Source organism: Nocardia sp. JMUB6875 (assembly GCF_041154655.1).
Taxonomy (GTDB): domain Bacteria; phylum Actinomycetota; class Actinomycetes; order Mycobacteriales; family Mycobacteriaceae; genus Nocardia.
Genome location: NZ_BAAFGR010000001.1, coordinates 90,036 through 107,936, shown reverse-complemented (window position 1 = coordinate 107,936; position 17,901 = coordinate 90,036). Strand labels below are relative to the sequence as shown.

General features: G+C 68.1%; 21 protein-coding genes. 14 read left to right on the top strand and 7 right to left on the bottom strand.

From position 1 onward, the window contains the following. Positions 1-54: 54 nt before the first annotated feature. The 3 genes from ACAM49_RS00490 to ACAM49_RS00480 all read left to right on the top strand — a co-directional run bounded on the left by ACAM49_RS00490 (position 55) and on the right by ACAM49_RS00480 (position 2,436). Positions 55-678, top strand: coding sequence for a superoxide dismutase (locus ACAM49_RS00490; protein WP_326312672.1), 624 nt, complete (start codon positions 55-57; stop codon positions 676-678). A 196-nt stretch (positions 679-874) separates the two neighbouring features. Continuing rightward, on the top strand, positions 875-1,396 hold the full coding sequence (locus ACAM49_RS00485) for a peptidase (RefSeq protein ID WP_369633431.1): 522 nt from the start codon (positions 875-877) through the stop codon (positions 1,394-1,396). A 293-nt stretch (positions 1,397-1,689) separates the two neighbouring features. After that, complete coding sequence (locus tag ACAM49_RS00480) at positions 1,690-2,436, top strand: TMEM165/GDT1 family protein (protein ID WP_369633430.1); 747 nt, start codon at positions 1,690-1,692, stop codon at positions 2,434-2,436. Here ACAM49_RS00480 and ACAM49_RS00475 read toward each other — a convergent pair. Together ACAM49_RS00475 and ACAM49_RS00470 are read right to left on the bottom strand one after the other, a co-directional pair. After that, entirely contained in the window at positions 2,377-3,021 is a 645-nt protein-coding gene (locus tag ACAM49_RS00475) for a TetR/AcrR family transcriptional regulator (RefSeq protein ID WP_369633429.1), read from the bottom strand. The two genes, ACAM49_RS00480 and ACAM49_RS00475, sit on opposite strands and share 60 nt — an antisense overlap. Positions 3,022-3,047: 26 nt before the next feature. After that, a complete protein-coding gene (locus ACAM49_RS00470; protein ID WP_369633428.1) occupies positions 3,048-3,914 on the bottom strand; it encodes an SDR family NAD(P)-dependent oxidoreductase in 867 nt (288 codons plus the stop codon). 233 nt (positions 3,915-4,147) lie between these two features. Here ACAM49_RS00470 and ACAM49_RS00465 point away from each other — a divergent pair, with 233 nt between their 5' ends. After that, positions 4,148-4,915, top strand: coding sequence for an SDR family NAD(P)-dependent oxidoreductase (locus ACAM49_RS00465; protein WP_040802270.1), 768 nt, complete (start codon positions 4,148-4,150; stop codon positions 4,913-4,915). Between the two features lie 86 nt (positions 4,916-5,001). Here the strand turns inward: ACAM49_RS00465 and ACAM49_RS00460 are convergent, their stop codons facing one another. The 3 genes from ACAM49_RS00460 to ACAM49_RS00450 form a co-directional block, all read right to left on the bottom strand. Next, positions 5,002-5,202 carry a cold-shock protein gene (locus tag ACAM49_RS00460; RefSeq protein WP_033085228.1) on the bottom strand — a complete coding sequence of 67 codons (201 nt, stop codon included), beginning with the start codon at positions 5,200-5,202 and terminating at the stop codon, positions 5,002-5,004. Positions 5,203-5,515: 313 nt separating this feature from the next. Continuing rightward, a complete protein-coding gene (gene htpG, locus ACAM49_RS00455; RefSeq protein ID WP_369633427.1) occupies positions 5,516-7,471 on the bottom strand; it encodes a molecular chaperone HtpG in 1,956 nt (651 codons plus the stop codon). Continuing rightward, the gene (locus ACAM49_RS00450) at positions 7,468-9,147 is read right to left on the bottom strand and encodes a TM0106 family RecB-like putative nuclease (protein ID WP_369633426.1); all 1,680 of its coding nucleotides are present in this window, start codon (positions 9,145-9,147) and stop codon (positions 7,468-7,470) included. Before ACAM49_RS00450 ends, htpG begins: the two co-directional genes overlap by 4 nt. 147 nt (positions 9,148-9,294) lie before the next feature. On the opposite strand from ACAM49_RS00450, the gene ACAM49_RS00445 reads away from it, so the two are divergent. From ACAM49_RS00445 to ACAM49_RS00410, 8 genes are all read left to right on the top strand, one after another. After that, a complete protein-coding gene (locus ACAM49_RS00445) occupies positions 9,295-9,933 on the top strand; it encodes a DUF6474 family protein (RefSeq protein WP_369633425.1) in 639 nt (212 codons plus the stop codon). Between the two features lie 12 nt (positions 9,934-9,945). After that, positions 9,946-10,446: a hypothetical protein gene (locus ACAM49_RS00440; protein ID WP_369633424.1), complete on the top strand. Its 501-nt coding sequence runs from the start codon at positions 9,946-9,948 to the stop codon at positions 10,444-10,446. 50 nt (positions 10,447-10,496) lie between these two features. Next, complete coding sequence (locus ACAM49_RS00435) at positions 10,497-11,147, top strand: YcnI family protein (RefSeq protein ID WP_369633423.1); 651 nt, start codon at positions 10,497-10,499, stop codon at positions 11,145-11,147. Continuing rightward, positions 11,144-11,680: a copper resistance protein CopC gene (locus ACAM49_RS00430; RefSeq protein WP_369633422.1), complete on the top strand. Its 537-nt coding sequence runs from the start codon at positions 11,144-11,146 to the stop codon at positions 11,678-11,680. Before ACAM49_RS00435 ends, ACAM49_RS00430 begins: the two co-directional genes overlap by 4 nt. Next, positions 11,677-12,639: a copper resistance D family protein gene (locus ACAM49_RS00425; RefSeq protein WP_369633421.1), complete on the top strand. Its 963-nt coding sequence runs from the start codon at positions 11,677-11,679 to the stop codon at positions 12,637-12,639. The genes ACAM49_RS00430 and ACAM49_RS00425 overlap by 4 nt, the downstream gene beginning before the upstream one ends. A 58-nt stretch (positions 12,640-12,697) precedes the next feature. Next, positions 12,698-13,153, top strand: coding sequence for an SRPBCC family protein (locus ACAM49_RS00420; RefSeq protein WP_369633420.1), 456 nt, complete (start codon positions 12,698-12,700; stop codon positions 13,151-13,153). A 71-nt stretch (positions 13,154-13,224) separates the two neighbouring features. Continuing rightward, positions 13,225-13,605 (top strand): DUF5313 family protein, encoded by a 381-nt coding sequence (locus ACAM49_RS00415; RefSeq protein WP_369633419.1) that lies wholly within the window; start codon positions 13,225-13,227, stop codon positions 13,603-13,605. Positions 13,606-13,701: 96 nt separating this feature from the next. Next, a complete protein-coding gene (locus ACAM49_RS00410) occupies positions 13,702-14,145 on the top strand; it encodes a DUF1707 and DUF4190 domain-containing protein (RefSeq protein WP_369633418.1) in 444 nt (147 codons plus the stop codon). 8 nt (positions 14,146-14,153) lie between these two features. On the opposite strand, the gene ACAM49_RS00405 is transcribed toward ACAM49_RS00410, so the two are convergent. After that, positions 14,154-16,370, bottom strand: coding sequence for a serine/threonine-protein kinase (locus tag ACAM49_RS00405; protein ID WP_369633417.1), 2,217 nt, complete (start codon positions 16,368-16,370; stop codon positions 14,154-14,156). Positions 16,371-16,501: 131 nt separating this feature from the next. On the opposite strand from ACAM49_RS00405, the gene ACAM49_RS00400 reads away from it, so the two are divergent. Together ACAM49_RS00400 and rraA are read left to right on the top strand one after the other, a co-directional pair. Further along, the gene (locus tag ACAM49_RS00400) at positions 16,502-17,008 is read left to right on the top strand and encodes a nitroreductase/quinone reductase family protein (RefSeq protein WP_369633416.1); all 507 of its coding nucleotides are present in this window, start codon (positions 16,502-16,504) and stop codon (positions 17,006-17,008) included. A gap of 5 nt (positions 17,009-17,013) precedes the next feature. Next, positions 17,014-17,505 carry a ribonuclease E activity regulator RraA gene (gene rraA, locus ACAM49_RS00395; RefSeq protein ID WP_369633415.1) on the top strand — a complete coding sequence of 164 codons (492 nt, stop codon included), beginning with the start codon at positions 17,014-17,016 and terminating at the stop codon, positions 17,503-17,505. A 66-nt stretch (positions 17,506-17,571) separates the two neighbouring features. Here rraA and ACAM49_RS00390 read toward each other — a convergent pair whose 3' ends face one another. Beyond that, the gene (locus ACAM49_RS00390; protein WP_040802261.1) at positions 17,572-17,793 is read right to left on the bottom strand and encodes an RNA-binding S4 domain-containing protein; all 222 of its coding nucleotides are present in this window, start codon (positions 17,791-17,793) and stop codon (positions 17,572-17,574) included. Between the last annotated feature and the right edge of the window lie 108 nt (positions 17,794-17,901).

The following is a 17,901-nucleotide window of genomic DNA, read 5'->3' as shown; positions in this document are numbered from 1 at the left end:
GGTGCGCCTCGGACCATGCCGAGGGCACACGGCCCCGACACTGAAAGGGACATCGTGGCTGTTTACACGCTGCCTGAACTCGATTACGACTACTCGGCCCTGGAGCCCTTCATCTCCGGGCAGATCAACGAGATCCACCACACCAAGCACCACGCCGCCTACGTGGCCGGCGTCAACGCCGCCCTCGAGAAGCTCGAGGAGGCGCGCGCCAAGGACGACCACGCCGCCATCTTCCTGAACGAGAAGAACCTCGCGTTCCACCTCGGCGGCCACGTCAACCACTCCATCTGGTGGAAGAGCCTGTCCAAGGACGGCGGCGACAAGCCGGTCGGCGACCTGGCCTCGGCCATCGACGAGGAGTTCGGCTCCTTCGACAAGTTCGTCGCGCAGTTCTCCGCGGCCGCCAACGGCCTGCAGGGCTCCGGCTGGGCGTGGCTGGGCTACGACACCCTGGGCAACAAGCTGCTCACCTTCCAGCTGACCGATCAGCAGGGCAACGTGCCGCTGGGCATCATCCCGCTGCTGGGTCTGGACATGTGGGAGCACGCCTTCTACCTGCAGTACAAGAACGTCAAGGCGGACTACGTCAAGGCGTTCTGGAACGTGGTCAACTGGGCCGAAATCCAGGACCGCTACTCCAAGGCCGTGAACCAGGGCAAGGGCCTGATCTTCGGCTGATGCCCGTTCGGGGCGATGCCCCGTTCGTACGCCGAAAGACCCGCGAACCATTCGGTTCGCGGGTCTTTCGCATTTCGGCAGGCCCGGTGCTAGCAGTCATTGGTACTTGTGTGCCAGTTCAGTTCTGGTACAACCTGGGTATCCCAACAGCAGCACGGGCACAGCCGCCCCCGGTTCGAGTTCGGGAGGGCACACCATGGGTGGTCAGATTGGCGTCATGCCGTTCCATGCGCGCGGTTCGCTGCAGGGCTTCGTGATCTCCGGGCGCTGGCCGGACTCCACCAAGGAATGGGCACAGGTGCTGGTGCTCGCCGTACGGGTGGCGAGCATGCCGGGGTTGTTGCCGACGTCCACGGTATTCGGGGCGCGGGAGGAACTGCCCGATGATCCGGATCCCGCGATGGTGGGGCTGGTGATCGCGGAGGGCACCGTGCTCGGCTCGGAAGGCCTGCAGCCCGGAATGTTTGCCGGACATGTGCCACCGGCCTTGCTCATGCTGCATCCGCCCCGCGAGACGCAGCCCTCGCTGCCCGAGTGCACCGGTGCGGCCTCGGGCTGCCTGCTGCTGCCGGGGCTGCCGCACCTGGGCCTGGAACATCGGGCGGCGTGGGTGGAGACCGACAGCGACGGGACGGTGACCTCCATGGTTTCGCGGGTCGGGGTGGATCCGATCAGTGATCCCGACACCGCGGTTCTGGCCATGCTGCTGGCCGCGTAAGGGTAACCGAAACCTTCCGGCAGCGTCGCCAAACTTATTGCGCGCATTGCGATTTGGGCGACATTCGTTTGCATGCGCCCGGTTTGCCGGAGTAGAGTGGCCCCGAGCGAAGGGGAGTAGCCCCCAATCACGCCGTCGACATACTGATCCTTTCCCGGGTCCGGCGCGTGGACCGGAGCAATCCGGTGGGCGAGACCTTCGGCCGATACGAACCAAACCGATTACCGGTGCGGTGTCGGCTGAAGCGTCGCCGCATTCAGCCGACAGGCCGGAGACCTGGGAGCTGACATTTCATGATCGCCACGATATTGCTGGGTTTCGGCGTGCTCTTTCTCGCCGAACTGGGTGATAAATCGCAGCTCATGGCACTGACATTCGCACTGCGCTACCGCTGGTGGGTGGTGCTGTCCGGCATCACCGTCGCGAGCGTGCTGGTCAACCTCATCGCCGTCGGCGTCGGGCATTTCGTGGGCGCGGCCCTGCCGACCGGAGTCATCTCACTGCTGGCCGCGGCCACCCTCATCGGCGTCGGCCTGTGGACCCTGCGCGAGACGCTGCCGTCGAATTCCGCCGACGAGGCGGAAGAGGTTGTCGCGCAGCCCAAGTCCCGCAATGCCTTCCTGGTCGTGCTCTCGGCCTTCCTGCTCGCCGAACTCGGCGACCGCACCATGTTCGCCACCATGGCCCTGGCCACCAACAACGGCTGGATCGCGGTGTGGATCGGGTCGGTCGCGGGCATGGTGGCCGCGGGCGGGCTGGCGATCCTGATCGGCGTGACCATCGGCAAGCACATTCCGGAGCGGACCATCGCCGTCTGCTCGGGCCTGCTGTTCCTGTACTTCGGTGCGCTGACCCTGCTCGAGGCCTTCGCCCACGGCCTGGGCACCCCGGTCGCGGCGGTGCTGTCGCTGGCGGCGCCCGCGCTCGCCGGGGCGGTGCTGCTCCTGCTGCGCCGCCGGGTGTCCGCGCCCACGCCGACGTCAGTCGCCGAGCACGGTGTTGCCGAACAGTTCTCCGCTGCGCCGCACGAGGTCCAATAGCGGCTCCCGCAGTTCCCGCAGGCCGTCGAGATCGCCGACCGCGATGCGCGCGGTGACCATGGCGCTCAAGGCCGCCACCAGGGTCTGACAGGCGAAGCGCTGCGGCTCGGTGTCCGCGCCGAGCACGTCGGCGACCATGGCCACGAAGGTCTCCTGCAACTGCGTGCGCCGCGCGATGGCCTCCGGACCGACCGCGTAGACCTCGACGAGAAACAAACGGGCATAAGCGGGTTGGCCCGCCAGCGCCTCCAGGTACGCGCCGAGCAGGCGTTCCATGCGCTCGGTGCGGGTCTCGCCGTCGAACTCCGCGCCGGTGGCGGCGAGGACGCCGGTCAGCATGAGTTCCGCGGCGCGCTCGTAGGCGGCCTCGAAACAGTCCTCCTTGGAACGGAATTGCTCGTAGAAGGTCTCGCGGGAGACCCCGGCCCGCTTGATGACCGCGGCCACCGGCGTTCCGACATAACCGTTCTCGGCCATCGACTCGGCCATGGCGAGCAGGATGCGGTCGCGCTGGGCGGCGACCACGGTCTCGCGGGGCAGGCCGTGGCGGCCGCGAGGGAGTTGGCGAGTTGCCGAATCGGTCATGTGCGGGACTCCGTTGGCCGGTGCGTTCAGGCGAGCTTTCTCATTCTGCGGGGTCGAGCCGGTTGATCGGTGGTGAAGCCCGTCGGTTCGGTGCGGGCGATCTCCAATCCACCGGCCACCCCGCGGCGTAGCGAGTAGTCGACCAGGCGCTGCGCCAGCGGGCGACACCACAGCACCATGCTCACCCAGTACGGCGAGACGATGCGGCGGGAGCGGCGGGCCAGGGCGCGTTCGCAGGCGTCGATGGCCGGACCCAGCGGGGCGATACCGGAAATCGTGGAGCGGCCCAGAATGCTGCGCGCGGCCTCGGTGCCGAAACCGCGGCCGGTCATATCGGTGTCGAGTTCGGCGAAATAGGCCATGCCGACCCGGGCCCCGGTGTGCCGCAGTTCGATTCGCAGGGTGTCGCCCAGCGCCTCGACCGCGGCCTTCGACGCGCTGTAGGCCCCGGCCAGGGGTAGGTGGATGGCGGCGGCCAGCGAGGAGACGATCAGGACATAGCCGTCGGGGTGCGCGATATGGGGTCCGGCGGCGCGCAGCGTGTAGTAGACGCCGAGGACATTCACCGCGAGGGTTTCCTCGAGCACCGTCGGGTCGCCGCCGACCAGCGAGAGCTGCCGCGCGATGCCGGCATTGCAGACCACGGCGTCCAGGCCGCCCAGTTCCGCGGTGAGGGAGTTGACCACCCGGTCGACCTGGGCCGGGTCACCGATGTCGCAGTAGCGCCAGGGCGCGTCGCCACAGTCGGCCGCGACCTGCGACAGCAGCGACTCCTCGATGCCGAGCAGCGCCACCCGCGCGCCGTGCTGATGCAACTGACGAGCCAAGGCGGCGCCGATGCCCCTCGCCGCGCCGGTGATCAGGATGCGTTTACCGGCCACACGCGCATTCATGTATGCGAAACTACCACTTAGACGAACACCGATGTTCGTAAATCTTGCGAGGAAGCTCGCCAACCCGCCACGCCTTGCGAACTGCACAACCGTGGATTCGCCGAGGCAGCAGGTTGCCGGGGTGCGAATCGCCCAAACCTGACCCCGCGCGGGGCGTGCGCCCGGCCCCGCTATCGTGCCTATTGACGGAGGGCCAGTGAGAGGGCCTTCCACCGTCGAGAGGATCATTCACCGTGGAGATTTCGGGCTCCGCCGCCATTGTCACCGGAGGTGCGTCCGGGCTGGGTGCGGCCACCGCCAAGCGCTTCGCCGACGCGGGCGCGACCGTGTTCGGCCTGGATCTGGCTCAGTCCATCGAGCGCGCGGGCGACAGCGTCCCCGCCGGTGTCACCCTGATCCCGACCGACGTCACCAGCGGTGACGAGGTGGCCGCCGCCGTCGCCAAGGTCGTGGAATCCGGTGTGCCGCTGCGCATCGTCGTCAACTGCGCCGGTGTGGGCTGGGCGGGACGCATCCTGTCCAAGAACGGCCCGCACGATCTGGAGCTGTTCCGCACGGTGATCACCGTGAACCTGCTCGGCTCCTTCAATGTCATGCGCCTGGCCGCCGACGCCATCGCCAAGACCGATCCGGTCGACGAGTACGGCTCGCGCGGCGTCATCATCAACACCGCCTCCGTCGCGGCGTTCGAGGGCCAGATCGGGCAGATCGCCTACTCCGCTTCCAAGGGCGGCGTCGCGGGCATGACCATCCCGGCTGCGCGTGACCTGGCGCAGTTCGGCATTCGCGTGAACACCATCGCGCCCGGCATCATCGACACCCCGATGCTGGCCGGTGTCACCGAGGAGTACCGCAAGGGTCTCGAGTCCGGCGTGCCGTTCCCGTCGCGCCTGGGCCGCCCGGACGAGTACGCGCAGCTCGCGCAGTACATCACCGAGCACGACTACCTCAACGGCGAGACCATCCGCATGGACGGCGCGCTGCGCATGGCTCCGCGCTAACCCGCATAAAACAGACAAGGCCCGCACCGGAATCCGGTGCGGGCCTTGTGTTTAGGCTTTGAGGCTCGGAGCCTCAGCAACTCACCTTAGTGAGGACGGACCGCAGCAGCCTGCGGGCCCTTCTTGCCCTCGGTGATCTCGAAGGAGACCGCCTGGCCTTCCTCGAGCTGACGGTAGCCGTTGCCCTCGATCTCCGAGTAGTGGACGAAAACGTCGGGGCCGTCTTCGCGGGCGATGAAGCCGTAGCCCTTCTCCGCGTTGAACCACTTGACGGTGCCCTGAACCATTACCTTCTCCTGACGAGGTGTTTCTTTTAATGCGTGGGCGCCGCGGCAGCGGAACCCGGGTCGATCAGAAGGCGGCTTGCAACTTGACTGGCAAGGTGAAGCAACGCCCGCACACTGTTCCGCGCGAGCATGTTGAACACGAACACGAAAACTTACGACCAAGACGTACAACGTACGCGCTCGCGTGAAGTTCCCGAAATTGCCAGAGGATGCCGATCGTCACATTTGCGCCAAACCGGGCATGACCGATTCCCGCTCGCTATAGGTCGGGCTCCTGCGGCTTTGCCACAGGAGCCCGATCCGAGCACATCCGTCAGAGCGTGCGGGTCAACCGATCGGCCAGGATTCGCGCGAAGTGCGCGGGATCCTTCAGCTCGCCGCCCTCGGCGAGAACCGCGGTGCCGTAGAGCAATTCGGCGGTCTCGGTGAGCGCCTCGGGCTTCTCGGCCTCGTCCTCGACCGCCGCGTACGCGTCCCGCAGGCCGGTGACCAGCGGGTGCGAGGGGTTCAGTTCGAGGATGCGCTTGCTGTGCGGAAGCTCCTGGCCGGAGGCGCGGTACATGCGCTCCAGCATGGGAGTGAAATCGAACACATCACCCACGATGCAGGCCGGGGAGGTGGTCAGCCGGTTGGTCAGGCGCACCTCCTTCACGTCCGCGTCGAGGGTCTGCTGCAGCCAGGTCAGGACATCGGAGAAGTCCTTCTCCTGCTGTTCGCGCAGCTGCTCGGAGGCCTTCTTCTCGTCCTCGGTCTCCAGGTCCACCTCGCCCTTGGCGATGGAAACGATGGGCTTGCCCTCGAACTCGGTCACCGAGCCGACCCACATTTCGTCGACCGGATCGGTCAGCACCAGCACCTCGAGACCCTTGGCCTGGAACGCCTCGATGTGCGGGGAGTTCTCGATCTGCGCCCGGGTCTCGCCGGTCATGTAGTAGATGGCCGACTGGGTTTCGGGCATGCGCTCGACGTAGTCGGCCAGCGAGGTCAGCTCGGTCTCGGAGTGCGTGGAGGCGAAAGACGAGACGCCCAGGATGGTTTCGCGGTTGTCGGCATCCGACAGCAGGCCCTCCTTGAGGACCCGGCCGAATTCCTTCCAGAACTCCTGGTACTTGGTCTTGTCCTCGGCGTTGCGCAGGTCCTTGACCGTGGACAGCACCTTCTTGACCAGGCGCTTGCGGATCATCTGGATCTGGCGGTCCTGCTGCAGGATCTCGCGGGAGACATTGAGCGACAGGTCCTGCGCGTCCACCACGCCCTTGACGAAGCGCAGGTACTCCGGCATCAGCTCTTCGCAGTTGTCCATGATGAACACCCGGCGCACGTAGAGCTGCACGCCGCGCTTGTGCTCACGGGTGAACAGGTCGAAGGGCGCGTGCGACGGAATGAACAGCAGCGCCTGGTATTCGAAGGTGCCCTCGGCCTTCATCGGGATGATCTCGAGCGGATCGTCCCAGGCGTGGGCGACGTGCTTGTAGAACTCGGTGTACTCCTCGTCGGAGACCTCGCTGCGCGGACGCGTCCACAGCGCCTTCTGCGAGTTCAGGGTCTGGGTCTCGATCAGGGTCTTCTCGGTCTTGTCCTCGCCCTCGCCGTCCATGACGGTGCGCTCGACATCCATGCGGATGGGCCAGGCGATGAAATCCGAGTACTTCTTGACGATTTCGCGGAGCTTCCACTCCTGCGTGTAGTCGAAGAGGTGGTCCTCGTCGTCGGAGGGCTTGAGGTGCAACGACACCGAGGTGCCCTGCGGGGCGTCGGCCAGCTCCTCGATCGAGTAGGTCGGCGAGCCCGCCTCGGATTCCCAACGGGTGCCGGTGGTCTCGCCCGCCTTGCGGGTGGTCAGGGTGACCTTGTCGGCCACCATGAAGGTCGAGTAGAAGCCGATGCCGAACTGGCCGATCAGCTCCTCGGCCTGCTGATCGTCCGGCTTGGCCTCCAGCAGCTGCTTGCGCAGCGCGGCGGTGCCCGACTTGGCGAGCGTGCCGATCAGATCCACCACCTCGGCGCGTGACATGCCGATGCCGTTGTCGCGCACGGTGAGTACGCGATTGTCGCGATCGACCTCGAGCTCGATGTGCAGATCGGAGGTGTCGGCTCGCAGGTCCTTGTCGCGGAAGGTCTCCAGGCGCAGCTTGTCCAGCGCGTCGGAGGCATTCGAGATCAGCTCCCGCAGGAAGGTGTCCTTGTTCGAATACACCGAGTGAATCATCAGCTCCAGCAGCTGATGGGTCTCGGCCTGAAACTCCAGGTGTTCGATGTGTTCGGTCACGACGCGATATTACGACGGGAGAAGTCGGCGATGGAGGGAACCTCCGCGTCGGCCCGATCGGTCATCCAGTCCCGCAGCACCTTCGTGGCCTGCACATCGTCCTCGTTGTACTCGAGAATGCGGGTGCGCTGGGACAGGTCCGGTTCGCCGCCCTCGTAGGCGACGGCCAGGCGGTACCAGGCCATCGAGGCCTCGCCCCCGGCCTCGGCGTCGCGCCAGTGGAATCCGGCGACCGGCGCGATCTTCTTGAGGCCCTTGCCGTTCGGGCAGATGAACTGCTCGGACACCGCCTGGAACATGTCGACCCACTGCGGGCCGTCCACGAACTGCTGGATCTCGCGCTCGATGGGAATGCCGGGGCGGCCCGCGAAGCGGCGCGCCGACTCGTAGAGCCACTTGTCCTCGGCGGTGCGCGAATAGCAGTAGGCGGCAAAGGTTTTGCCGTCCACCGCGGCCTGGGCGCGCACGCTCATCAGCCAGGCCCAGAACTCGGCGAAGGAGCGGCCCTCGTCCTCGGTGGGCAGCGGATCCCAGGTGACGAACGGGCGGTAGACGCCGTCGAGCAGGGTGCCCCACAGGTAGGCGCCGTGCTCCTGGTAGCTCTCCAGGTCCACGTCCACCTCGACGTCGGCGCGGGTGACGCGCACCCGCTCGACCCGGCGGACCAGCGGCGCGCCGGTGGCCCAGGCGCGGGCGGTGACCACCGTCTCGGTGAACGGCTCGTACTGCCAGTCGTCGGGCTCGTCGCCGCTCCAGGCGGCCAGATCGTCGATGGTCTCGACGCCGTGGCGGCGCAGCACCTCGGCGCGCGAACCCGGCGCCACCAGGCTCACATCACGATGCTCGGCCAGCCACTGCTCGCAGCTGCGGCCGCCCTCCTCGGGCGCCCGGCTCCACCACGGGCACTGGCGGCACTCGGGGACTTTCGAAGGGACGGTGGGCAGTTCGCCGCGCACCACCGCGATGCGGTCGGCGTAGCGGACGTCGTAGTCGTCCAGGATCGGGCCCAGGTCGTGTACCAGGATGCGGTCGAAGTGGTAGCCGATCGCGCCGCCCACCAGGGCCGGACTGGCCAGGCCGTGGCGCTGCAGCATGCGGTAGAGGTGGGCCAGGCGCTGCTGGTCGCGCGGCTGCGGGCGGGTGCGAACGTGCCTGTCCGGGCGCGGATTCCAGGCGAACAGCTCGCTGGTGGTCGGGTGGTAGTCGGCCGGGTCGGGCTGGCGCGGATCACTCACCTTGTGGTTGACCACGATGACCGGGATGTAGCCGCCGCGATCGGCATCGCGCCAAAGGATTTCGCAGCCGCCGCGGCGGCCGGTGTCGGGCTCCTGCGGCAGCAGCCCGCCCCAGATCCGTTCCGCCCCCGACTCCATGGCGGCCATGGTGGCCGCGGCCCGCAGGTGCGCGGGCTGCTGTGGATCGATGACCGTCCAGAGCTCGGGCGCCGCGCCGACCAGCGTGTCCCGCACATGCAGACGATGCGCCGCGGCGGCCTCCCGCCGCTGCTGCACGCCGGCATCTTCGGCAACACCGGTCAACACGCCCGGATGGCTGGCGTCCAGATGAAGCCTGTGCCGACATCCGATCAGCGACCGTGCGTCCAAGAACGCAGCCCGCTCGCCATGGTCACCGATGCCCGAATACACGCCAGCCAGTATGGCCTCCACCCCCGACATTCCTACGAACTGGCACCGAAACCGCACGGCGCTCGCTGCGCGCCGACCCCACCCGTTAGGGTGATTCGCAAACTGTGTTTCATGGGCGGACAGGCAATTCCCCCGGCCCTGTGCTGCCATGGCGAACCAGCATGACGGAGGCCATCTATGGGGTTGTTCGGCAAGCGCAAGAAGCGGGTCAGCCGCCGGGCCGAGGCGAAAGCCCTCAAGCACAAGGCCGGTATCGAGGCCAAGCTCGGGGCGCGCAACGAGCGCAAGAGGAATCGCGCCGAGATGCGCACGCAGAAGCAGGTCGCGAAGGCGGAGATCGCCAAGCTGCAGGCCGAGGAGAAGGCGGCCAACAAGCTGGCCGCCCGCGCCGAACGGGATCCGTTCAGCGCCGCCTCGATCCGCAAGTACCTGGGCGTGGCGCGCATCCTGGTGCCGGTGCTGGCGCCGCTGGCCTACCGCGGCGCGACCTTCGTGCGCGGGCAGCTCGACAATCGTCGCGCCCAGCAGCTGGGCGTCGGGCTCGATCAGCTCGGCGAGTTCGCGGGCCCCGGCGCGAAGCTGCAGGCCCGCATCGCGAGCGCGGAATCCACGCTCGCCGAGATCGAGGCGAAGCACTCCGACGCCGAGACCAAGAAGTTCGTGACCGCGAGCCGCGACCGCCTGGACAGCCTGTCCGCGGCCGTGCGCACCGCGGCCCAGATGCCGGTGCAGCGCCGCCGCGCCGTGCATGCCTCCATCTCCAACGAGCTCTCCGGCCTCGAGGCCGACGTGCTCGCGCGCCTCGGCGTGAAGTGAACTGAGCAACCCATGAACCCGATGCGCGGCGGACTCGCGGGAGTCGCCCTGGCGGCCCTGGGGGTCGGCGCGCACGGGTTCGCGGGCGGCGGCTATCCCGGCTCCTCGGGGCTGATGATGCTGGTGCTGGTGACGGCCGCGCTGGGCGCGCTGGCCGCCGCCCTCCGGCCGCGCGCCGCCCTGCCCGTCCTCATGGTGGCGGGCCAGCCGCTGTGCCATCTCGCCCTGAGCGGGCTGGTGCAACACGGACATGCCGCGCACGCAATGGAATTCGCGGACCACGGCCCGATGGTGGCCGCGCACACGATCGCGGCGGTGGGCTGCGCCTTCCTGATCCTGATCGCCGAGCGGCTGTACGGACTGATCTCGCGGACGGTCCGGGTGGTGTCCTCCCGGCCCCGAGCCGCAGCGACGCGGGCCGCGTATCCGCGCCGACCGCGCTCGACCCCGACCCCGAAAACCCTTCTCGCACTGGGCGCGAGCGGACCACGCGCGCCACCGGTTACGGCGTAACCCCGCCCCCCTAACTCCCCGTAACCATTGTCAGAGAAGGCAATCCCGTCATGAACACCTCTCTTTCGCGTGCCCTCGTCACGTCCGCCGCCGCCTCCGGCCTGCTGCTGGCCGGCGCGGGCGTCGCGTCCGCGCACGTGGTCGTGGACGCCCCCGGCGCCACCCAGGGCGGCTATGCCGTCGCCACCTTCCGGGTGCCGGACGAGTCCGACACCGCCGCCACCACCAAACTCACCATCGCCCTGCCGAATCTGAAGAGCGCGCGCACCGAGCCGATCCCGGGCTGGACCGCCAAGCTCGAGAAGAACGCCCAGAACGAGTTCGTCTCGGTCACCTGGACCGCCGATCCCGGCAACGCGGGCATCGCACCCGGGCAGTTCCAGCGCTTCGCCGTCTCGATGGGCAAGCTGCCCAGCCAGGCGAAGGTCAGCTTCAACGCCACCCAGACCTACAGCGACGGCAAGGTCGTCGAGTGGAACCAGCCGATGAACGGCGACGGCTCCGAGCCCGAGCACCCCGCGCCCACGCTCACCCTGGCCAAGAGCACCGGCGGCGATGACGACGCGGTCGCCGCCGACGCGGACAAGAGCGACAAGGGCACCGACGACACCGCCCGCTGGCTCGGCGGCATCGGCCTGGCGCTGGGCGCGCTGGGTGCGGCCCTCGGCCTGGGCAGCGTCCTGCGGGGACGGAAGTCATGAGCCGCAAGCTGCTGGCCGGTCTGGTGACCGGCCTGCTGGTCACCGGATTCGCGCTGCTGGGCGGCGGTGTCGCGAACGCGCACTCCGCGCCCATCGGATCCAGCCCGGACAACGGCGCGCAGATCGACGCCTCGCCCGGCACGGTGAGCATCACCTTCAACGAGAACCTGCAGCCCGCCTACCCGTCCATGACGGTCACCGGGCCGGACAAGAACCTCTGGTCCAAGGGGCAGCCGAAGGTGGACGGGCCGACCATCAGCATCGAGGTCGGCGAGCTGGGCCCGGTCGGCGAGTACACCATCGCCTACCGCGTCACCTCCGCCGACGGCCACCCCGTCAGCGGCAAGCGCACCTTCACACTCACCAAGCCCGGCAATGGAACTCCCGGACCCAAGTCCGACTCGACCGCCAAGTCCGGCGGCTCCGACGACGGCGGCGTCCCGCTGTGGGTGTTCGTCGTGGGCGCGATCGTGCTGTTCGGCGGCGGCCTGGCCTTCGCCCTGTTCGGCGGACGGGGTAAGAAGCGTCCGTGAATCGGCCCGACCGCACCGATCGCCGCGGCCGCGCGATGACCGGTAGCAAATCTCCGAAATGGCTACTGCTGCTGGTCATCCCGGTCGCCTGGGACGGTGCGGCGCTGGCCTGGCTGCTCGCCTCCGGCGATCCGGTCCAGGCCGAGGCGCCGGTGCGGGTGCTGGCCGACTGCGCGGGCGCGACCGTGCTCGGGCTGGCCGCGCTGCCGCGGCTGTCGGACCGGCTGAGCCCGCGCTGGCGGCTGCTCACCATCATCGCCGCGGTCTGGGCGGCAATGGAATTCGCCGTGCTGGTGCTGGAAGCCGCCGAGGTGCAGGGGATTCCGGCGCGGCAGCTGAGCGCCGCGCAGTTCGGCGACTACCTCACGCACGTGAGCGGCGGGCAGATCGGTATCGCGCTGCTCGTTGGCAGCGGCGCGGTCGCGGTGTACAGCGCCTTCGGTTTCCGGAATCCGGAGCGCGTCACCGCGGATCTGGTGCTGGTGTTCACGGCCGTCACGCTGGCGCTGCGGCCGATCACCGGGCACATGTCGCAGCAGACGCTGGGCTCGGTGCTGGCGGCGGTGCACGCGCTGGCCGCCGCGGCCTGGTTCGGGATGCTGCTGGCGCTGGCGCTGACCGTGCGCACCCGGGGCGAGTGGGCGGTGCTGCTGCCGCGGTATTCGAATTGGGCGCTGCCGCTGGTGATCACGGTGACCGTCACCGGGGTGATCAACGGGCTGATCCGGATCGGCGGGCTGACGCCGCTGCTGACCAGCGGCTACGGGCGCATCCTGGTGGCGAAGACGGTGCTGGTGTGCGTGCTGCTGGCCATGGGGTGGTGGTGGCGGCGCACCTGGGTGCCGAAGGTCGCCGATCACCGCATGGACGCCGACGCCTCGCTGCGGCGCGCGATCGTGGAGGTGCTGGTGATGGCGCTGGTGTTCGGGCTGGCCGGAACACTGGCCGTCACCGCGTGATAGATGGCGTGCATCACAAGATCTGCGGGTCAAACTGCAACAAGTTACTGTGGCCCGCATGACCGAAGTCAAGATCGTCGCGGACTGCGCCGCCTCGGCCGAATCGGCCTTCGCCTATGTCAACGATTACCGGCACCTGCCCAAGTTCATCAATGAGATCAGCGCCTTCACCCCGCTGACCGAACAGGTCGAGGGCGTGGACGCCACCTTCGACGGCACCATTCAGCTCGGCCCGATCACGCTGCACTCCACCATCAAGATCGTGCGGCACGAGCCCGGCTACGCCATCGCGGTGAAGTCCATCAAGGGATTCGAGATCGAATCCACCTTCCTCTTCCACGACAAGGGCGAGGAAGCCTGCACCATCGACGCCATCGTCGACTACCGGGTGCCGGGCGGCCTCGCGGGCAAGATCCTCGGCAAGACCATCGAGCCCTTCGTGAAACTCGCGGTGAAGAGCTCGACCCACAACCTGGTCACCCAGGTCGCCGAATTCCACACCGCCAACGCCTGATCACCCGGGGTCGCCAAAGCCGCCGACCCCCCGCGGTTGTTCCGCACTCCCCCACCGGGGATCCTGGGCACATGCCCGAACGCACCACTCCGACTCCGCCGCAGCGACTCGGCTACATCTGCGGCCGAACGCTTCCGCCGTCGATGTCGGACTGGGTGCTGAACGATCTGACCGGTCCCGGCGCTACTCGCCGCTATCTGCTGCGGATTCTGATTCCGATCATTCCGGTGCTTTGTCTGTTCCTGTTGATTCCCGGGCCGCTCTGGATGGGCCTGGCCATGATGGCGCTGCTGTATCTGCCGCTGATCTATTTCACGGTCGCGCTCACCTACGTCTTCCGCCGCAACAAGCTCATCAAGCACGGCTTCGATCCCGCACTGGCCGATGCCGATCGCCGCGCCCGCGAGGCCGCCGACCGCGCCGCCTACGAACAGCGCCACGGCCGCGCCTGATTCGTGTGTCCCCTGTCTCGATTCGAGTTCGGCGGCGGGGCGGAGGAATACGCTCGATTCCAGAGTTATTCGGCTTCGGGTTCGATGGAGAACCAGATGGAACCACACTGGGCGGGCGGGTATTTCCTCGCGAGTGACGCCGATCGGGACCGCGCGATCGAGACGCTGAACCAGAATTTTCGGGCCGGGCGGCTCACCGTCGAGGAGCTGTCGGAGCGAATAGGCCGGGCCCTGAACTCACGGACCTGTGCGGAACTCGATGTGGTCATGACCGGATTGCCATGGCAGCGCGCCGGTTTGCCCGGGTATCCGTCGTACTACACGCCCGCCGCGCCGCGCTCCAAGGGGATGGGGATCACCGCGTTCGTGCTCGCGGTGTTCGGCTTCATCTGCGGCCTGACCGCGGTGCCCGCCGTGATCCTCGGATTGGTGGCGCTGACCGTCGACGCGGAGCGCCGCGAGGACAAGGGTTTCGCCATCGCCGGGCTAGCGGTGGGCCTGATGTGGCTGACGATCTTCGGCTGGGTCTTCCTCCCTTGAGCGCCTGATTATTTCGAGACCGCTCGCTCGAACGCGCGCAGATCCGCCTCGGTCTGGCGGAACAGCCAATAGTCACCGAGGAAACCCAGCACGCCCAGGACGCAGAGACCGTAGATCGGAATCAGGACCAGCGAAACCTCTTCGGCGTTCAGAAAGATCAGGCTGGAGATCACCCCCACCAGCGGAATCGCCACCGCCACCGCGAGATAACGCGTGCAGCGCCGGCTCAGGGCGCGCAGCGCATCCCGATCCCGCGCGGTCTCACCGTGGGTGAGCAGCCGCGGATAGAAGCACCGCACCACGAAGAAGGTCACCACGAAGAACGGGTAGGCGACCGAGATCGCCCCCGAAACCAGCATTGTCGCTACGAGATTCACGAGATGCCCCGGCGGCAGGCCGGTGAACACCACTAGGCCGATGGCCGATACCGCAGCGGCGAGTACCCACCAGGCGAAGGCAACCATGGCCACCCGGTCGCCGTCGATCAGCGTGTCCCGGCGGGCGCGGGACAGCGCCACCGGATCGTAGACCCGGCCACGCCGCAGGCCGCGCCACACGATGAACGCGCGTCTGCACAGGTAGTTGGTGACCGCGACGGCCGCCGGAGTCGCGGTCAGCGCCAGGACATTTCCGATCACCTGCAGCCGCAACCGCTCCCCCGGCGAGAACCAGAGCGCCCACAGTCCGTGATTGTGCAGGTTCACATAGGCCATGCCGAGCAGGTCGCCGAGGAAGGTGGCCAGCGTGATCAGCGCCAGCAGCGACCACGGGCCGACCCGGGCCCGCCAGCTGTTGGCGGGCGGATCGACCAGGTCGCGGGCGCGCTGATCCAGGCACAGCTCCAGCTGCTGGGCCAGCGCCGCACCGGTGGGCCAGCGGTCCTCGCGGTCGGGCGCAAGGCATTTCAGCAGGACGCGCCGCAGCGTGGCCGGGCAGTCGGGCGGCAGCTCCGCGGTGAAGCGCGGCTCGATGGCGTGGCTGCGCAGCCGCAGCATGCGCTCCAGCGAGGACTCCGAATCGCCCGCGCGGTTCTCGTCGTCGAAGGGACGGCGGCCGGTGAGCAGTTCCCACAGCACCACGCCGAGTGCGTAGATATCGCTGCGCCCGTCCAGATCCTCGGCGGTGCGGGGCAATTGGGGATGACAGGCCGCCAGCTGTTCGGGCGACATGTACGCGAGCGAGCCGCCGAAATAGGCCAGCGGGCTGGTGCCCGCCACGTGCAGGCTGAAACTGATGTTGAAATCCGCGAGCTTCGGGCTGCCGTCGGCGGTGAGCAGGACATTGGCGGGCTTGATATCCCGGTGCAGGACGCCGTTGTCGGCGGCGTAGTCGAGGGCGCGGGCCAGCCGCGCGCCCAGCCAGGCCACCGTCTCGGGCCAGCTGCGTTCCGGCATGGCGGCGCGGGCGGGCGATTCGCCGGGCACCAGGCCGCCCTTGTCGCGCATGGCCGAATCGACCGCCTCCAGCAGCAGCCCGCCGTCCCGCTCCTCGGCCGGACGAGAACGCACCAGCGCCAGCACCTTCGACAGCGTGCCGCCCGGAAGGTACTGCATGTAGAGCAGTTTCAGCTCCCGCTCGGCCAGCAGCCGCTGATCGAAGACGCGCACGATGTGCTCGTGGTCCAGCTGGGCCAGGGTCTCGGATTCGGTGCCGTGGTTCTGCGAGATCTTCACCGCGACCAGGCGCTGCATGGACCGCTGCCGGGCCAGGAACACCCGGGCGAACGCGCCGCTGCCCAGTTCCACCAGCAGATCGAAATCGTCCACCCGATCGCCGACCTCGATGCCCTCCAGCGCGTGCTGGGCCTGCGGCCGGGCCAGCAGGGTGCTGCGGTAGTCGCGTTCGGCCCAGTCGGCGAATTCGGTGGCGGCGGCCTCGGTCGGATAGCAGCTGACGTCGAGGGCGACGCCGGAGCGGCGCAGCGCGTGGAACTCCTCGTAGGCCAGGTCCGGCGGCAGGGGCCCGGAACGCAATTCGTCGAATTCGGCGCGGTATTCGGCCAGGCGCTTGGGGAAGTCGTAGCGGATCCAGCGGTACTCCAGATCCACCTTGATCAGCTCGATGAGCGTCAGCCGCCGCAATTCCGGTGCGCGCGGCAGGAATTCGGTCAATCGCGGCGGTGCGCCGGCCGCCTCCCAGGCGGCCGTGAAGCGCGCGATCGCCGACGCCAGCAGGGTGCGGGTCTCGTCGACGGCACCCGAGTCGATCGCCGGTTCCACCTTCATTGCCTCCCCCGACCTGGACTCCCCGGGTGCCGCCAGTATGCGCCCGCGAATCCGACTGCTCGGTTGATTCGCTCTTGTGAGTAGATCGCCGAGCAAGCGCGGAGCGCATCGCGGACCACTAGAGTCGCGGTATGAGTGAGCAGTTTCCGGAACGGATCTGGGGTTCCCGCACCAATTTCCTGTCCCGCCTGGCCAGTCCGTTCGCCGCCACCAAGCTCGGCTCGCTGGTCATCCGCAAGCTGACCCCGCTGGACCGCAAGGTGCTCGAGCGCACCGCCGGCAAGTACACCGTGCTCGGCCCGATCGGCGCGCCCGTCATCCTGCTCACCACCGTCGGGCGCAAGTCCGGGGAGCCGCGCACCACCCCGCTGCTCTACGTCCACGACGGGGACACGCTCTACGTCATCGGCTCCAATTTCGGCCAGGCGCACCATCCCGCGTGGACCGGGAACCTGCTCGCGAATCCGGCCGCCGAGGTCGCCATTGCCGGGCAACACATTCCGGTCACCGCCACCCTGGTCACCGACGAGGAGCGCAAGCGGGCGATCTTCGAGCGCTTCGAGGAAACCACCGAGGCGTACACCGCCTACCGCAACCGCACCGCCCGTGACTTGCGGATTTTCGCCCTGACAAGATAGATCACGTGACCGAATCCGCAGATACCATCGCCACTGCCGACCTGGCCGACGAGATCGGCCCCGAGATCCGCAGCTGCGACACCCAGTTCATTCAGTTCGGCGGCCGCCAGGCGTTTTCCGGCCGCATCGTGACCATCAAGACCTTCCAGGACAACCTGCTGGTCAAGCAGACCCTCGGTGAGCCCGGCGAGGGCCGGGTGCTGGTCGTGGACGGCGGCGGCAGCGTGCACACCGCGCTGGTCGGCGACATCATCGCGGGCCGCGGCGTGGACAACGGCTGGTCCGGCGTCGTCATCAACGGCGCGGTGCGCGACTCCGCCATGCTGCGCACCATGGACATCGGCATCAAGGCGCTGGGCACCAACCCGCGCAAGAGCACCCAGCAGGAGGGGAACGCCGAGCGCGACGTCGTCGTCGAATTCGGCGGCGTCAGCTTCGTTCCCGGCGACATGCTCTACAGCGACCACGACGGTGTCGTCGTTCGCACCGAGGCCTGAGCCAACTCCCGGGAAGTTCTCAGCGGCTGCGGGCCCCGAACCCCGAGAATGGGAAACCGTGTGCCTTCAGCCGCTGGTGACCCGTGCCTTGTGCCCGGCCAACGCCACCACATCCCCGGCGTGTAGCTGCCGCCCGCGGCGCAGCTCCACCTCGTCGTTGACACGTACCAGGCCCTGGGCGATAACCGTCTTGGCTTCCGAACCGGAATCGATGAGGTTCGCCAGCTTCAGGAACTGGCCGAGTCGAATGACATCGTCCTCGATCGGGACATCGACTGGATCCGACATGGGGTACATCCTTACCCGCGGCCGCCGCGAGACCAAACCCCGCCCCCACATGCCGCGCCGACCGGGCGGCCACGAGACACGAAGCGGGTTCTGAGTGCACATGGGCAC

Bases quoted from the DNA above. Each gene is read 5' to 3' on its own strand.
- ACAM49_RS00485 (WP_369633431.1), top strand. From the start codon at position 875: ATGGGTGGTCAGATTGGCGTCATGCCGTTCCATGCGCGCGGTTCGCTG.
- ACAM49_RS00480 (WP_369633430.1), top strand. From the start codon at position 1,690: ATGATCGCCACGATATTGCTGGGTTTCGGCGTGCTCTTTCTCGCCGAA.
- ACAM49_RS00475 (WP_369633429.1), bottom strand. From the start codon at position 3,021: ATGACCGATTCGGCAACTCGCCAACTCCCTCGCGGCCGCCACGGCCTG.
- ACAM49_RS00470 (WP_369633428.1), bottom strand. From the start codon at position 3,914: ATGAATGCGCGTGTGGCCGGTAAACGCATCCTGATCACCGGCGCGGCG.
- ACAM49_RS00460 (WP_033085228.1), bottom strand. From the start codon at position 5,202: ATGGTTCAGGGCACCGTCAAGTGGTTCAACGCGGAGAAGGGCTACGGC.
- ACAM49_RS00450 (WP_369633426.1), bottom strand. From the start codon at position 9,147: ATGTCGGGGGTGGAGGCCATACTGGCTGGCGTGTATTCGGGCATCGGT.
- ACAM49_RS00445 (WP_369633425.1), top strand. From the start codon at position 9,295: ATGGGGTTGTTCGGCAAGCGCAAGAAGCGGGTCAGCCGCCGGGCCGAG.
- ACAM49_RS00440 (WP_369633424.1), top strand. From the start codon at position 9,946: ATGAACCCGATGCGCGGCGGACTCGCGGGAGTCGCCCTGGCGGCCCTG.
- ACAM49_RS00435 (WP_369633423.1), top strand. From the start codon at position 10,497: ATGAACACCTCTCTTTCGCGTGCCCTCGTCACGTCCGCCGCCGCCTCC.
- ACAM49_RS00430 (WP_369633422.1), top strand. From the start codon at position 11,144: ATGAGCCGCAAGCTGCTGGCCGGTCTGGTGACCGGCCTGCTGGTCACC.
- ACAM49_RS00420 (WP_369633420.1), top strand. From the start codon at position 12,698: ATGACCGAAGTCAAGATCGTCGCGGACTGCGCCGCCTCGGCCGAATCG.
- ACAM49_RS00415 (WP_369633419.1), top strand. From the start codon at position 13,225: ATGCCCGAACGCACCACTCCGACTCCGCCGCAGCGACTCGGCTACATC.
- ACAM49_RS00410 (WP_369633418.1), top strand. From the start codon at position 13,702: ATGGAACCACACTGGGCGGGCGGGTATTTCCTCGCGAGTGACGCCGAT.
- ACAM49_RS00405 (WP_369633417.1), bottom strand. From the start codon at position 16,370: ATGAAGGTGGAACCGGCGATCGACTCGGGTGCCGTCGACGAGACCCGC.
- ACAM49_RS00400 (WP_369633416.1), top strand. From the start codon at position 16,502: ATGAGTGAGCAGTTTCCGGAACGGATCTGGGGTTCCCGCACCAATTTC.
- ACAM49_RS00390 (WP_040802261.1), bottom strand. From the start codon at position 17,793: ATGTCGGATCCAGTCGATGTCCCGATCGAGGACGATGTCATTCGACTC.